Here is a 14,246-nt window from a genome sequence, read left to right as displayed (position 1 = left end):
GAGCCGGTCATATGCCATGATCGCATTCGGCGGAAGGGCGGCGTGCAGTCCCCCGCGCCGGGAAACGCCGAAGGACCCCTGATGGCCAAGCGACCGACCAAGGCTTCGAAGACTGAAACGCCCGTCGCCGCGCCCAGAAAGGCCGGTCGCCCGACCTCGCCCAAGCCGCCGCGTCCCCGGGCGAAAAAGGCCGCGGAAGCCGCCGCCCAGCCCGTCGTGGAGACCGCCGCCCCTCCTGCCGAACCCAAGGCCGAACCGAAGGCGGAAGTGAAGCCTGAGGCCGAGACCGCCAATCCCTTCGTCATGCCGGGCGCCGACCAGATGCAGGCGCTGGAAACCCTGTCGATGAACATCGCCAAGGCCGCAATGACCGCCCAGTCGGCCATCGCCGAGGCCGCCCTGAGCCAGGCCGACCGGCCCGCCGCCCTGTCGCCGGATCCCTTCAATGTCGGCCCGGCCATGACCAGTGTCATGACCAGCCTGGCCGCCCGTCCCGACAAGCTGTTCAGCGCCCAGGCCGATCTGTTCAGCCGCTATATGGACCTGTGGGCCACGACCAGCCGCCGCGCCGCCGGCGAAACCGTCGCGCCCCCGGCCGACGCCCGGCCCGACAAACGCTTCAAGGACCCGGCCTGGTCCGAGAACCCGATGTTCGACATGATGCGCCAATCCTATCTGGTCACCTCGGACTGGATGAACGGCCTGATCGCCTCGGTCGAGGACGTCGATCCGATGACGCGCCGCCGGGCCGAGTTCTTCACCAAGCTTCTGACCGACGCCTTCTCCCCTTCGAACTTCCTCGCCTCCAACCCGGTGGCGCTCAAGGCCATGGCCGAGACCAACGGCGAGTCGCTGGTGAAGGGGATGCAGAATTTCGCCGCCGATCTGGAGCGCGGCGCGGGCAAGCTGGCGATCAGCCAGGCCGACTACGGCAAGTTCGTCGTGGGTGAGAATGTCGCCACCGCCCCGGGCCAGGTCGTCTGGCGCGACGAGCTGTTCGAACTGCTCCAGTTCGATGCCGCCACGGACCAGCAGTACGCCGTGCCCCTGCTGATCTTCCCGCCGTGGATCAACAAATTCTACATCATGGACCTGCAGCCGGCGAACTCGCTGATCCGCTGGCTGTCGGCCCAGGGCTTCACCGTCTTCGTCTGTTCCTGGGTCAATCCGGACAAGGACAAGGCCGGGTTCGGCTTCGACGAATACCTCGAGAAGGGCATCTATCGCGCGGTCGGGAAGGTGCTGGAGCAGACGGGCTCGAAGACGCTGAACACCGTCGGCTATTGCATCGGCGGCACCCTGATGGGGGCGGCGCTCGCCCATATGGCCGCGAAGAAGGACAAACGCGTCGCCGCCACCACCTTCTTCGCTGCCCAGCATGACTTCGAGGAGGCCGGCGACCTGCTGCTGTTCACCGACGAGCACTGGCTGAACACGGTCGAGCAGCAGATGGACGAGGCAGGCGGCGTGCTGCCGGGCGCGGCCATGGCCGAGACCTTCAACGCCCTGCGCGCCAACGACCTGATCTGGTCGTTCTTCGTGTCCAACTACCTGATGGGCAAGTCGCCGGCGGCCTTCGACCTGCTGTTCTGGAACGCCGACCAGACGCGGATGCCCAAGGCCCTGCACATGGACTATCTGCGCTCCATGTACGGCCAGAACCGGCTGTCGAAGGGCGAGTTCGAAATCGGCGGGACCCGGGTCGACCTCGGCGACGTGACCATCCCCCTCTATTTCGTGGCCAGCCGAGAGGACCACATCGCCCCGATGAACTCGGTCTATCGCTCGGCGCGGGCGTTCCGGAACGCCGACGTGACCCTGACCCTTGGCGGTTCGGGCCATATCGCCGGGATCATCAATCCGCCGGCGGCGAAGAAATACCAGCACTGGACCAACACCGCCCTGCCCGCGACCCTGGCCGAGTGGCAAGCGGAGGCACAGGAACATCCCGGCAGTTGGTGGAACCACTGGGCCGGCTGGCTTAATGAGCGGTCGGGCGAACAGATTCCGGCGCGCGATCCTTCGAAAGGGCCGCTCAAGCCCATCGAGCCGGCGCCCGGCTCCTATGTGAAAGTACAGTCTTGAAGCGTATCGAACCGAATATCCTGCTGGCGATCAGCACGACTGTCTCCCTGCTCCTGCTGCTCCTGACCGCCGTCGTCTATGGCGAGCTCGGCGCCGCCGGCGAGATCAAATATCCGCTGATGGCCGGGATCTGCATCGTCGGCTACGTCGTCGGCAACGCCCTGATGCAGCGTCAGCTCAAGCGGGTCACCCCGCCGATGATCCACCCCGACAAGCCTGCGACGGCAGCGATGGCGGGCGTGTTTCCGCTGGTCGTCATGCTGCTGGCCGCCGTGCCGGTGTTCTGGGCCGGCCACGACTACGGGCTGTTCGTGATCATCGCCTCGGTCATGACCGGAGCGACCATCGAATCCGCCATCAAGGCCCGTAGCTGGCAGTAATCAGCCCGGCTTGAAAGTCAGCGCGACGCCGTTGTTGCAGTAGCGCTTTCCGGTCGGCAGCGGACCATCGTCGAAGACATGACCCTGGTGTCCCAAGCAGCGGGCGCAGTGATACTCCGTACGCGGAATACCGATGGCCAGGTCGCGTTTGGAACCGATATTGGCCGGGTTCACGCGATAGAAGCTGGGCCAGCCGGTGCCGCTATCGAACTTCCACGCCGACAGGAACAGCGGCAGCTCGCACGCCTTGCAGACGAAGGTGCCGGGCCGGTGCTCATCGTTCAGCGGGCTGGAGTATGGCCGCTCGGTCGCCTCGTGACGCAGGACGTCATAGCTGAGCCCCGGAAGGCGGGCGCGCCACTGGGCGTCCGTCGTCTGGCGGAATGGCGAGGACGCAAACGGATCAGCGGCCGCGCTTGCCTTGCTGGACAGGGCGGCTCCAAGCGACAGGGCGCCGAGGCCTGTCAGCAACGTGCGGCGCGGGATCCGGATCGACTGGGTCATAATCCGAAGTACGCCGCCGAACGGCGAAAGGTTTCAAGCCGTCAGCTCAGCCCGGTCTCTTCCGGCAGACCCAGCATGATGTTGAGGTTCTGCACCGCGGCGCCGGACGCGCCCTTGCCGAGGTTGTCCAGCAGGGCGACCAGACGCGCCTGATGGCCGTGGCGGTCGCCGAAGACGTGCAGGCGCATGCGGTTGGTGCCGTTCAGCCCTTCCGGGTCGATGCCGGTCATGGCCTCGGTGGTCTCAAGGTCGGCGACCTCGACGAACTGCTGGCCGGCGTAGGCCTCGACCAGGGCGCCGTGGATGACCTCGACCGAGGTCGCCGGCAGGGCCGACAGCTGCAGCGGAATTTCGACCAGCATCCCCTGGCGATAGGTCCCGACCGCCGGGGCGAACAGGACCTCGTTGGCCAGACCCGTGTGCTTCGTCATTTCGGGCACATGTTTGTGGCGAAGGTTCAGCCCATAGGCGCGATAGGCGGGCGCCTTGTCCTTCTCGGGGCCTTCGAACTCGGCGATCATCGCCTTGCCGCCGCCGGAATAGCCCGAGACGGCGTTGACGGTGACGAAGGCGCTCGCAGGCACGATGCCCGCCTTCACCAGCGGCCGCATCAGGCCGATGAAGCCGGTCGGATAGCAGCCGGGGTTCGAGACCCGCGTCGAGGCGGCGATGGCCGCGCGCTGGCCCGCGTCCATTTCGGCGAAGCCATAGGTCCAGCCCTGGGCGACCCGATAGGCGGTGGAGGCGTCGATGACCCGGGTCGTGGTGTTGTCGATCATGGCGACGGCTTCCTTCGCCGCCTCGTCGGGCAGGCACAGGATCACCGCATTGGCCGCGTTCAGCGCCTCGCGCCGCGCCGCCGGATCCTTGCGCAGGTCGCCGGTCAGGGAGATGAACTCCAGATCCGAACGCCCTTCCAGACGCTGCCGGATCTCCAGCCCCGTGGTGCCGGCCTCGCCGTCGATGAAGATGGTGTGGGTCATCTGATGCTCCGGGTGGAACAGACAAAGAAAAAGGGCGCTCCGGTTTCCCGAAGCGCCCCGTTTCGTAATCGCTTTCGCGAAACGGCTTAACGCTTCGAGAACTGGAAGGAACGGCGAGCCTTGGCGCGGCCGTACTTCTTGCGTTCGACGACGCGGCTGTCGCGGGTCAGGAAGCCGTGCGGCTTCAGGACCGGGCGCAGGGCCGGTTCGTAGTGCGTCAGGGCGTGCGACAGGCCGTGGCGGATGGCGCCGGCCTGGCCCGACAGGCCCGAACCCTCGACGGTGCAGACGACGTCGAACTGGGTCTCACGACCGCAGACGACCAGCGGCTGGGCGATCATCATGCGCAGGATTTCGCGAGCGAAATACTGGGTTTGATCCTTGCCGTTGATCGTGAACTTGCCGGTGCCGGGCTTGACCCAGACGCGGGCGATCGCGTTCTTGCGCTTGCCGGTCGAATAGGCGCGGCCTTGCGCGTCCAGCTTCTGGACGGCTTCCGGAGCGGCTTCGGCCGTGGCGGACAGGCCCTTCAGGGCGTCGAAACCGGTGGCGGTGTCTTGAGTGACGTCGGTCATGCTCAGATGCTCCGGGTGTTCTTGGCCGAGCGGCCGGCGAAGTCGATGGTTTCGGGCTGCTGCGCTTCGTGGTCGTGCGCCGCGCCAGCAAACAGGCGCAGGTGCGTCATTTGCGAACGGGCCAGCGGGCTTTCCTTCGGCATCATGCGCTCGACAGCCTTCTCCAGAACGCGTTCCGGGAAGCGGCCGCCCAGCACCTTGGCCGGGGTGGTCGACTTCACGCCGCCCGGGTGACCGGTGTGGCGGTAGTAGATCTTGTCGGTGTTCTTCTTGCCGGTGAACACGACCTTGTCGACGTTGGTGACGACGATGTAGTCGCCCGAGTCCACGTGGGGGGTGTAGGTCGGCAGGTGCTTGCCACGCAGGCGCATGGCGATGAAGGTCGCGAGGCGGCCCACGACGACGCCTTCAGCGTCGATATGGATCCACTTCCTCTCGACCTCGGACGGCTTCAAGGCAGCCGTAGTGCTCTTCAGCATTTTCGAGGTTCCTGGGATAGACGAACGGGTGGGCCCGTCCCTGCAGATGCCGGAACGAACGGAAGGCGCGCTGATAGAGGAAGGGAACACGGGCGTCAATGCGCATTGAATGCGCGAATATGCTCTATATAGCTGATTTTATTCGATATTCTGAATACGGTATTAAAATACCGCACATATCGACACCCTGAATGCCCTTTCGGGGCCGCCAGATCGGCTCCAGCGCCCCGAAACGGACCCAGATCAGGCCGCTCGGGCCGCATAAGCCTTCATCGCTTCGGCCATCCAGTCGGTCAGGCCCGGCCGGATCGCCTCATAACGGGCCCGGAAGTCCGGATTGCCGGTGTAGAGGTCGGCGAGGCCCGCATAGGCCTCCGGCGTCGGCAGGGTCTTCCAGCTGATCCCGACCCAGGCGCGGTGGCGCGACAGGATGGGATCGAGGGCCGGATCATCCGCCGCCATCCCCTGCCCCATCGCCTTGCCCAGATCGGCCTCCAGTTCGGCGACCTCGGCCATCCAGTCCTGACGCTGTTGCGGCGACATGGCCTCGACCACCGCCCGGCCCGCCTCGATGCGGGGCCGCGCCTGCTCGCCGTATTTGTCGATGATCCAGGCCTCGTATTCGGCCTGCTTTTCCGGGCTGAAGCCCTCGTAGAGTTGTTTGTCCATGACGGTCTCTCGTCCTTCCAGTTCGGCGATCGTGCGGTCGATCGTCCGGGCCAGTCGGCGATAGCGCTCCGCCTCCGCCTCGATCCGCCCCCGTTGCGCGCGCAGCGCCTCCAGACGGTCGAAGCCGGCGCTGTCCAGCAGGACCCCGATATCACCCAGGGCGATGCCGAACTCCCGATGGACCAGGATCGACTGCAGTCGCAGCAGTTCCTCGCGTCCGTAGTAGCGATAGCCGTTCTCGCCGACCGACGCGGGCTTCAGCAGGCCGATCTCGTCATAGTGATGCAGCGTCCGGACCGAGGTTCCGGACAACCGCGCCAGCTGGCTGACGGTCCAGGTTCTGTTGCGCGCGTCTTTCCGCATGGACGCCTCTATCGGGCCTCACGCGGCGTGAGGGTCAAGCGCGTTTTTCAGCCCAAGGCTCTCAAGCGCGGCGCAGGAACAGCACCCGGGCGGCGCCGTAGTCGCGGGCGTCCAGACGTTCATAGCCGGGCGTCTCGATCTCGGGCTCGCCGGAGCCGCGTTCGAAAATCACCACCGCGCCGGGTTTCAGCCAGTCGCCCTTCAGCAGTTCGGCCAGGGTCTGTTCGCCCAGTCCCTTGCTGTAGGGCGGATCGAGGAAGGCCAGGTCGAAGGCCTCGGCGATCGGACCGGGGCGCGGGCCGAGGTCGGTGGCGCTGCGGCGCAGGACACGGGTCGAGCCGAACAGGTGCCAGGCCTCGACATTGTCGCGGATCGCGCCACGCGCGCCGTCGTCGGTCTCCACGAACAGGCAGAAGCCAGCGCCGCGCGAGATGGCCTCAAAGCCCAGGGCGCCCGAGCCGGCATAGAGGTCGATGACGCGAACGCCCTGCAGGCTGTCGGCCCACGAAGCATGCTCGAGAACGTTGAACACGGCCTGTCGGGCGCGGTCGGAGGTCGGGCGGGTGTTCTGCCCCTCCGGCGCGACAATGGCCCGGCCCTTCAGCGATCCGGCGACAATTCTCATGCGGCGGCGCGGCGCCGGGCCCAGAGCAGGAAACCGACCAGACCGGCCACGATCAGGGCCAGCGGGCCAGTGATCCAAAGCGGCGCCCGGGCGAACCAGGCCAGCGACAGACCGCAGCATGCTGCGGGCATGAAGGTCTGCATCAGGGTCGCCGCCAGCCGCAGGGTGAAGGGACGCCGCGGCCGGATCACGTCGGCGACGAAATAGGCATAGCCCTGGGCCAGGCCGTTCGCGACGCCGATGGCCGACACCAGTCCCAGATAGAGGCCGAAGGTCTCGATGGTCACCGGCGGTGAGTAGAGCAGCACCGAGGCGAACGGCATCAGGGCGATGCCGGCCAGCAGGATCAGGTTCAGCACGAAAACCCCGACCGTGAACCGCTGCATGCCCAGGAACAGCCGCCGGTGCGCGTTCCAGAAAATGCCCACCACCGCGAAGCTGAGGGCGAAGGCGGCCAGCATCTGCCAGCTTTCACGGAACAGGGTCGCGGCATGGCCGTCCCAGCCGTGCGGCACGTGCAGCTCGATGGCCAGCAGGGTGATCGCGATGGCGAACACGCCGTCCGAGAAGAACAGCAGCCGGTCGAGACCGGGATCGCCCTTGTGAACGAGCTCGTGCGTGTGGTCGGTCATATGAAGTCCCCCGGCGGCGTGGGAACAGGTTCCAACGCCGCCCTTCAGTCGTCAACGATGGGCGTCAGCCGCGCGGCTTGCGCGGTCCGGTCGGGCGAGAGGCTCCGGGCGGACGGCCGCTCGTGCCCGAAGGACGGGCCCCGCCTTCGCCCCGCGGCTTGAAGTCGCGCCTGGGCTTGTCGCCGTCACGCCCCCCGTCACGGGCATCGCGGGCCCAGGTCGAGGACTTGGGACCGATGATCTGGTCCTCGCGCGGCTTGAAGACGCGTTTTGGACGATCACCCTCGGGCGCAGCGCCCTCGCGAGGAACCCAGGCCTTCTTGGTCGAGGGTCCGCGCGGGCTGGGCGGCGCGGCCTTGGCCCAGCCGGTCTTCTTGGCCGGGCGGTTGGCGCGTTCGATGCTCTGGGCGGTCGCGGTCTCGGCGGCGCGGACGCGGCTGGGCTTGCGCGATGGATCGGACAGGGCCGAGCCGGACTTGCCCGTCACCACAGGCATGCCGCCGCGACGGCCGGGCACGGGGACCGGGGTCTGGACGGTGTTGCCCTGGGGCAGGTTCTCGGGGCGGATATGCTCACCCAGCAGTTCACGGATGACCCGGGGACCGACCTCCTCGACCGCGCCCGAAGGCAGGGTGCCGAGCTGGAACGGGCCATAGGCCAGGCGGATCAGGCGGTTGACGGTCAGGCCGACCGACTCGAGCACCTTGCGGACTTCGCGGTTCTTGCCCTCGGAGATCTGGACGCTGATCCACAGGTTGGCGGACTGGCCGCCGTCCTCATTGGTCTTGGCCTTGTCGATGGTCGCCTCGACCGGGCCGTAGCGAACGCCGTCGACGGTGACGCCGTCCTTCAGGGTGTCGAGCGTGGCCTGGGTGATGCGACCACGGGCGCGGGCCCGGTACTGGCGCACCAGGGCCGTGGTCGGCAGCTCCAGCGCCCGGCTGAGTTCGCCGTCGTTGGTCAGCAGAAGCAGGCCTTCGGTGTTGATGTCCAGACGGCCGACCGAGATGACGCGCGGCAGGCCGGCGGGCAGGCTGTCAAATACGGTCGGGCGACCGCCCGGGTCATTGTGCGAGGTCAGCAGGCCGACGGGCTTGTTGTAGCGCCAGACGCGCGTCGCCTGAACCGCCGCGATCGGCTTGCCGTCCACGGTGATGACGTCGTCGCGGGTGACCAGGGTCGCCGGCGTGTCGAGGATGCGGCCGTTGACCGCCACCTTGCCCAGACCGATCAGCCGCTCGACCTCACGACGCGAGGCGATCCCGGCGCGGGCCATCGCCTTGGCGATCCGTTCGGTGCGCTTGGGCTCCTCGGGCGCCGCCTTGGCGTCCTTGCCTTTAGCCGAGCCCTTGCCGAAGCCCTTGCCCGCTGCGCCCTTGTCGTCGGCCGAATAGCGTTTGCCCTTGATCGGCTTTTCAGGGCGCGCGCCCTTGTCCGGGGCATAGGCCCGGCCACCGAAGGACTTGCCGCCGGAGCCTGCTTCCTTCTTCTCCGAGGTGAAGGCTTTCGCGCTCGCCGAGCCGGGGCGCGGAGCGCCGCTCTTCGGCCGGTCGCCGGGTTTGTGCGCGCGCAGCTCTTGACTGGGGCGGGGCTTCTTGTCGTTGTCGTCTGTATGGCGGGCCATGATGAGCGGTTCATGCGCATGGCATTGGACCTTGCGCAAGCGGCGGCGGACGCAGGCGAGGTCCCCGTGGGCGCCGTCGTCGTCGACGAATCGACCGGGGAAGTGGTCTCCACGGGCGAAAACGGCCCCGTAGCGGCCCATGACCCCACCGCCCACGCCGAAATCGTTGCGCTGAGGCGCGCGGGCGCCGCATTGCAAAATTATCGCCTCACCGGCCTGACCCTCTATGTGACGCTGGAGCCCTGCGCCATGTGCGCCGGAGCCATCAGCCATGCTCGAATCGGCCGGGTGGTCTGGGCGGCGGACGATCCGAAGGGCGGCGCGGTCATCCACGGCCCGAAAATCTTCGACCAGCCGACCTGTCACTGGCGCCCCGCGGCGGAAGCAGGCCCCTACGCCGGGGAGGCCGGGGAAATGCTGAGAGGGTTCTTCCGTACCCGGCGCGGTGGAACGCGAGCGTAGAACCGGCGTTAGCCGTCCAAGCGTTGCCTTGGAGGGCTCATTCCTTGACCAGACCGGACCTGCCGCAGTCGATCATCTTTTGCGGTCTGGCGGCCCTCACCGTCCTGGCCGCCTGCGGCAAGCAGCCTCATGACGCTCCAACCAGCGGCGACGAGGTCAAGCAGCGCGCCATCGAGGCCCAGACCGCCCGCCAGCGCACCGGCGCCGAGGTTCAGGACCGGGCCATGAACCGCGTCATCCGCACCGTCTATCTGTGCAACAACGGCGAACGGCTGTCGGTCGACTTCGACAATCCCCGCCAGATGGCCACGGTGCGCAACTCCAATGGCGAGGCCGTCGACCTGTTCCAGGAACGCGCCGCCGACGGCATCTGGTATCGGGCCAGCGCCTATGAGCTGCGCGGCAAGGGCGTCATGGCCACCTGGACCGCCGATGGCCTGCAGCCGACCGACTGCCGCGCGGTCGACTAGACGAACTTCGCCAGCCGCGCATCCAGGCCTTCGCGAACCGCGGGCCAGTCCTCATCCAGAATGGCGAACTGGGCGGTGTCGCGGATACGGCCCGTCCAGGTGATCTTGTGCTTGCGCAGGATGCCTTCGTCGCGCGCGCCCAGCTTGCGGATCGCGGCCTGGCTGGCGGCGTTGACGCCGTCGGTGATGATCTCGACCCGGATTGCGCCCGCTCCGAAAGCATGGGCCAGCAACAGCCGTTTGCAGGCCGGATTGACCGCCCCTCCCCGCGCCTCGGGCCGGTAGAAGGTCGAGCCGATCTCGCACCGGCGGTGCTCGGGCCGGATCTCATAGAGGCTGGTCGTGCCGACGAGGACGCCGTCAGATTTGCGGCGCACGGCCCATGCGACGCGGCTGCCGGCGGCCATGGCGGCCATCGCCGAAGCCCACCAGCCCTCGAAATGCGGACCGTAGGCGGCGCCGACCATGATGTCCCAGGACGGGGCGTCGCAATCCAGCGCCGCGCGCATCTCGTCCGTCAGAGCGGGGGTCAGGGGCTCCAGCCGGACGAAAGCGTCCTCCAGAACCACGGCCTCGATCTTCAAGACGCGCCCTGTTCGATCAGGAAGGCCTTCAGGTCGACCGCATCGACGGTCTTCTCAACGAAGGCGTCGCCGATGCCGCGGGCCAGAACCAGCGTCAGCCGCCCGCCCTCGGCCTTCTTGTCCCCGGCCATGCGGGCGATCAGGGCGTCGGCGGTGAAGTCGCCCGCCTGTTTCAGGCGCGTCGGCAGACCGGCGGCGGCGATGGCGGCGTCGACCGTCTCGACCTCCTCCGGGTCGCACAGGCCCAGCCGGGCGGAATACTGGAAGGCCAGGACACAGCCGAGCGCCACGGCCTCGCCATGCGCCAGGGCCGCCTCCTCGAAACCGAGCTCGGCCTCGACAGCATGACCTAACGTGTGGCCGAGATTGAGCAGGGCGCGACGGCCAGCCTCCTTCTCGTCCTCGCCGACGATGCCGCTCTTGATCTCGACGGATCGAACCACGGCGCGTTCGAGGGCGGCCGGATCGCCGGTCGCGCCCCCCGCCCCGTCTCCGGAAAGCCAGTCGAAGAAGGGCGCGTCGCAGATCAGGCCGTGCTTGAGCACCTCGGCCCAGCCGGAGCGCAATTGCACCGGCGGCAGGGTGGCCAGAACGTCGATGTCGGCCAGCACCAGCCGGGGCTGGTGGAAGGCGCCGACCAGGTTCTTGCCGCGCGGGGTATCGATGGCCGTCTTGCCGCCGACGGAGCTGTCGACCTGGGCCAGAAGCGTCGTCGGGACCTGAACGAAGTCGATGCCGCGCATATACAGGGCCGCCGCCAGACCGGCGAGGTCGCCGACCACGCCTCCGCCCAACGCCACCACCACATCCTTGCGGTCCAGCCCGGTCTCCAGCAGCCGGTCCATCAGCCGTTCCAACTCGGCGAAGGATTTGGAGCCCTCCCCCGCCGGCACGGCAATGATCTCATTGCGCACGCCCGCCGCGGTCAGCGAGGCCGACAGGGCCGGGCCGTGCAGGGCCGCGACCGTCTCGTCGCTGATAATCACGGTGCGGCCGCGCGTCAGGGGGGCGATCCGCTGGCCCGCCGAGGCCAGCAGGCCGCGCCCGACCACCACGTCATAGGGGGCGAAGGCGCCGCCGCCGACCGGAACGACCGTCACGGGGAAATCGGTCATTGTCCGCCCTGCCCCACGCTGGTCTCGGCGCGCCAGGCGTCCAGCGCCTTCACGATGGCCTCGACGGCCTCGGCATGGGCGCCGCCGCCGACATCGACGGTGACGTCAGCCTGGCCATAGACGGGGTAACGGACCTCGGCCATGGCGGTCAGGGCCTCGGCGGCGTCCTTGCCGCGCAGCAGGGGCCGGGTATCGCGGCGCTGGACCCGGGCGGCGATGATCTTGATGTCGGCCCGCAGCCAGACAGTGATGGCGTGCTGCTTCAGCAGGGCGCGGGTCTCGGCGTTCAGGATGGCCCCGCCGCCGGTCGCCAGCACCATGGGCGGGCCTTCCAGCAGCCGCTTCATGACCCGGGCCTCGCCGTCGCGGAACTCGGCCTCACCCAGCCTGGCGAAGATGTCCGAGACCGTCATCCCGGCCGCCGCCTCGATCTCGTCGTCACCGTCGGCAAAGGGGAGGCCCAGACGCTGGCCCAGACGCCGCCCCACGGTGGATTTTCCCACGCCCATAAGCCCGACCAAGGCTATGGTGCGGTCATGACGCTTTTGGGCATCGGGATTCGGCGTAGGGGACGGGGAAGCCATAACCGTTCGATCCTCTACACGATGCGTTCCATGTCGCCAGACCTTCCGGGCCAAAGCTTGAGCGCAAAATCATGAGCGGGATCGTCTCCTCGCCCCGGGTCGAGGCCTTTCTGGAGATGATGGCGGTCGAACGCGACGCCTCGCCCCACACCCTGTCGGCCTATGCGCGCGACCTGGCCGACGCCGAAGCGGGTGTCGGGAAAGGTGGGCTGATCGCGGCCGACGAGACGGAGATCGAGGCCTGGTTCGCCTCCCTGTCCCTGCGCGGCCTGTCGGCGGCGACCGCGGCCCGGCGACGCTCGGCGGTGCGGCAGTTCTATAGATTCGCCCTCGGCGAAGGCTGGCGTCAGGACGACCCGTCGCGCCGGCTGGATGCGCCCAAACAGGGCCGTCCTTTGCCCAAGACCCTGTCGCGCGAGGAGATCGAGGCCCTGCTGGCCGCAGCGGGCAAGGACGACAGCGCGGGCGCGACGCGGATGCTGGCGCTGGTCGAACTGGCCTATGCCTCGGGCGTGCGGGTCTCCGAACTTCTGGCCCTCAAGGTCGAGGCGGTGCGGCGCGACCCCGCCTGGCTGATCGTGCGCGGCAAGGGCGGCAAGGAGCGGCTGGCTCCGTTGAACAGCGCCGCGCGCGAGGCGGTGAAGGCCTGGCTGGACGTCCGCGACGCGAAAAAGCCAAAGAAGGGCCCGGACAGCCCGTGGCTCTTCCCCTCGACCGGCGCCGAGGGCCATCTGACGCCGCGCCGCTTCGCCCAGCAACTGGATCAGGCCGCGATCGACGCCGGCATCGACCCGGCCCGGGTCAGCCCCCACGTTCTGCGCCACGCCTTCGCCACCCACCTGCTGGAGGGCGGCGCCGACCTGCGCGTCGTCCAGACCCTGCTGGGCCACGCCGACATCGCCACGACGCAGATCTACACCCACGTCGCTACGGACCGCCTGACCCAGGTGGTCAACCAGCACCACCCGTTGGCGAAGGACGACTGACAACGCGTCGAAGTTGATCCTGCCGCCGGGTCAACAAACCTGACTGAACCCCGCTTGCCGCGAAGCGTTACCGGCTCTAGGTTCCGCCGCTTCTCAAGGGCGGCCCTTCCCCGCTCGCCCATCCGGACGCCACATGGCCACGCACTACCTCGATTTCGAAAAGCCCATCGCCGAACTCGAGGAGAAGATCGAGGAGCTGGGGCTGCTGGCCTCGACCTCCGGTTCGTTCGAGACCGAGATCGCCGGCCTGCGCAAGAAGGCCGAGCAGCTGCGCAAGAAGACCTATGCCGGTCTCGACCCGTGGATGAAGACCCAGGTGGCCCGCCACCCCGAGCGTCCCCACTTCGTCGACTATCTGGACGGCCTGTTCACCGACTATGTCGAGCTGCGCGGCGATCGCCAGTTCGGCGACGACCAGGCCATTCTGGGCGGTCTCGCCCGCTTCCGCGGCCAGGCTGTTGTCGTCATGGGCCATGAGAAGGGCCACGACACCGCCACCCGCCTGACCCACAATTTCGGCATGGCCCGCCCCGAGGGCTATCGCAAGGCTGTGCGCCTGATGGATCTGGCCGACCGGTTCGGCCTGCCCGTCCTGTCGTTCGTCGACACCGCCGGCGCCTATCCGGGCCTCGGCGCCGAAGAGCGCGGCCAGGCCGAGGCCATCGCCCGCTCGACCGAGCGCGGCCTGACCTTGGGCGTGCCCTTCATCACCACGGTGACCGGCGAAGGCGGATCGGGCGGCGCCATCGCCCTGGCGGCCGCCAACCGGGTCCTGATGCTGGAGCACTCCATCTATTCCGTCATCTCGCCGGAAGGCGCGGCCGGCATCCTGTGGCGCGACGGCGCGCGGGCCAGGGACGCCGCCATGGCCATGAAGATCACCGGCCCCGACCTGATGGCGCTGAAGATCGTCGACCGCCTGATTGACGAACCCGTCGGCGGCGCACACGCGGACCGCGAAGAAACGGTCAAGGCCGTGGGCGACGTGGTCGAGGAAGAGCTCAAGGCCCTGACGCCCCTGTCGCCCGATCAGCTGCGCAAACAGCGGGCGGACCGGTTCTACGCCATCGGCCGCGCCGTCTGACGGAAAGCCGACATAAGGGTTCGGCCACACCTTCCGTTAACC

17 protein-coding genes are annotated in these 14,246 nt (G+C 68.0%); 6 read left to right on the top strand and 11 right to left on the bottom strand.

Annotated elements, in window-relative coordinates; genetic code table 11:
- Window positions 1–81 precede the first annotated feature (81 nt).
- On the top strand, window positions 82–2,085 hold the full coding sequence (gene phaC / locus AC07U0_RS17635; RefSeq protein ID WP_494721283.1) for a class I poly(R)-hydroxyalkanoic acid synthase: 2,004 nt from the start codon (window positions 82–84) through the stop codon (window positions 2,083–2,085).
- Complete coding sequence (locus tag AC07U0_RS17630; RefSeq protein WP_494721282.1) at window positions 2,082–2,465, top strand: hypothetical protein; 384 nt, start codon at window positions 2,082–2,084, stop codon at window positions 2,463–2,465. The genes phaC and AC07U0_RS17630 overlap by 4 nt, the downstream gene beginning before the upstream one ends.
- Here the strand turns inward: AC07U0_RS17630 and msrB are convergent, their stop codons facing one another.
- The 8 genes from msrB to AC07U0_RS17590 all read right to left on the bottom strand — a co-directional run bounded on the left by msrB (window position 2,466) and on the right by AC07U0_RS17590 (window position 8,919).
- Window positions 2,466–2,969 carry a peptide-methionine (R)-S-oxide reductase MsrB gene (gene msrB / locus AC07U0_RS17625; protein ID WP_494721281.1) on the bottom strand — a complete coding sequence of 168 codons (504 nt, stop codon included), beginning with the start codon at window positions 2,967–2,969 and terminating at the stop codon, window positions 2,466–2,468.
- A 41-nt stretch (window positions 2,970–3,010) separates the two neighbouring features.
- A complete protein-coding gene (argC, locus tag AC07U0_RS17620; RefSeq protein WP_494721316.1) occupies window positions 3,011–4,021 on the bottom strand; it encodes an N-acetyl-gamma-glutamyl-phosphate reductase in 1,011 nt (336 codons plus the stop codon).
- Between the two features lie 17 nt (window positions 4,022–4,038).
- Window positions 4,039–4,527: a 30S ribosomal protein S9 gene (gene rpsI, locus AC07U0_RS17615; RefSeq protein ID WP_492949406.1), complete on the bottom strand. Its 489-nt coding sequence runs from the start codon at window positions 4,525–4,527 to the stop codon at window positions 4,039–4,041.
- 2 nt (window positions 4,528–4,529) lie between these two features.
- Window positions 4,530–5,006, bottom strand: coding sequence for a 50S ribosomal protein L13 (gene rplM, locus AC07U0_RS17610; RefSeq protein WP_494721280.1), 477 nt, complete (start codon window positions 5,004–5,006; stop codon window positions 4,530–4,532).
- 243 nt (window positions 5,007–5,249) lie between these two features.
- A complete protein-coding gene (locus AC07U0_RS17605) occupies window positions 5,250–6,038 on the bottom strand; it encodes a MerR family transcriptional regulator (protein ID WP_494721279.1) in 789 nt (262 codons plus the stop codon).
- Window positions 6,039–6,099: 61 nt separating this feature from the next.
- A complete protein-coding gene (rsmD, locus tag AC07U0_RS17600; RefSeq protein ID WP_494721278.1) occupies window positions 6,100–6,663 on the bottom strand; it encodes a 16S rRNA (guanine(966)-N(2))-methyltransferase RsmD in 564 nt (187 codons plus the stop codon).
- Window positions 6,660–7,295 (bottom strand): TMEM175 family protein, encoded by a 636-nt coding sequence (locus tag AC07U0_RS17595; protein WP_494721277.1) that lies wholly within the window; start codon window positions 7,293–7,295, stop codon window positions 6,660–6,662. The genes rsmD and AC07U0_RS17595 overlap by 4 nt, the downstream gene beginning before the upstream one ends.
- Window positions 7,296–7,359: 64 nt before the next feature.
- The gene (locus AC07U0_RS17590) at window positions 7,360–8,919 is read right to left on the bottom strand and encodes a pseudouridine synthase (RefSeq protein WP_494721276.1); all 1,560 of its coding nucleotides are present in this window, start codon (window positions 8,917–8,919) and stop codon (window positions 7,360–7,362) included.
- A gap of 12 nt (window positions 8,920–8,931) precedes the next feature.
- Here AC07U0_RS17590 and tadA point away from each other — a divergent pair, with 12 nt between their 5' ends.
- Entirely contained in the window at window positions 8,932–9,381 is a 450-nt protein-coding gene (gene tadA, locus AC07U0_RS17585; protein ID WP_494721275.1) for a tRNA adenosine(34) deaminase TadA, read from the top strand.
- A 44-nt stretch (window positions 9,382–9,425) separates the two neighbouring features.
- On the top strand, window positions 9,426–9,851 hold the full coding sequence (locus tag AC07U0_RS17580) for an MliC family protein (protein WP_494721274.1): 426 nt from the start codon (window positions 9,426–9,428) through the stop codon (window positions 9,849–9,851).
- On the opposite strand, the gene AC07U0_RS17575 is transcribed toward AC07U0_RS17580, so the two are convergent.
- The 3 genes from AC07U0_RS17575 to AC07U0_RS17565 are packed head-to-tail and all read right to left on the bottom strand — an operon-like array spanning window position 9,848 to window position 12,134.
- Window positions 9,848–10,435 carry a GNAT family N-acetyltransferase gene (locus AC07U0_RS17575; RefSeq protein ID WP_494721273.1) on the bottom strand — a complete coding sequence of 196 codons (588 nt, stop codon included), beginning with the start codon at window positions 10,433–10,435 and terminating at the stop codon, window positions 9,848–9,850. The genes AC07U0_RS17580 and AC07U0_RS17575 overlap by 4 nt on opposite strands.
- Window positions 10,432–11,550 (bottom strand): 3-dehydroquinate synthase, encoded by a 1,119-nt coding sequence (gene aroB / locus AC07U0_RS17570; RefSeq protein ID WP_494721272.1) that lies wholly within the window; start codon window positions 11,548–11,550, stop codon window positions 10,432–10,434. Before aroB ends, AC07U0_RS17575 begins: the two co-directional genes overlap by 4 nt.
- Complete coding sequence (locus tag AC07U0_RS17565) at window positions 11,547–12,134, bottom strand: shikimate kinase (RefSeq protein ID WP_494721271.1); 588 nt, start codon at window positions 12,132–12,134, stop codon at window positions 11,547–11,549. The genes aroB and AC07U0_RS17565 overlap by 4 nt, the downstream gene beginning before the upstream one ends.
- A gap of 71 nt (window positions 12,135–12,205) precedes the next feature.
- Here AC07U0_RS17565 and AC07U0_RS17560 point away from each other — a divergent pair, with 71 nt between their 5' ends.
- Window positions 12,206–13,120 carry a site-specific tyrosine recombinase XerD gene (locus tag AC07U0_RS17560; protein ID WP_494721270.1) on the top strand — a complete coding sequence of 305 codons (915 nt, stop codon included), beginning with the start codon at window positions 12,206–12,208 and terminating at the stop codon, window positions 13,118–13,120.
- A 133-nt stretch (window positions 13,121–13,253) separates the two neighbouring features.
- Window positions 13,254–14,204 carry an acetyl-CoA carboxylase carboxyltransferase subunit alpha gene (locus tag AC07U0_RS17555; protein WP_494721269.1) on the top strand — a complete coding sequence of 317 codons (951 nt, stop codon included), beginning with the start codon at window positions 13,254–13,256 and terminating at the stop codon, window positions 14,202–14,204.
- The last annotated feature ends 42 nt before the right edge of the window (window positions 14,205–14,246 follow it).

The organism is Brevundimonas sp. GW821-FHT02A10 (assembly GCF_059422025.1).
This window is presented reverse-complemented; position numbering and strand designations above follow the sequence as displayed.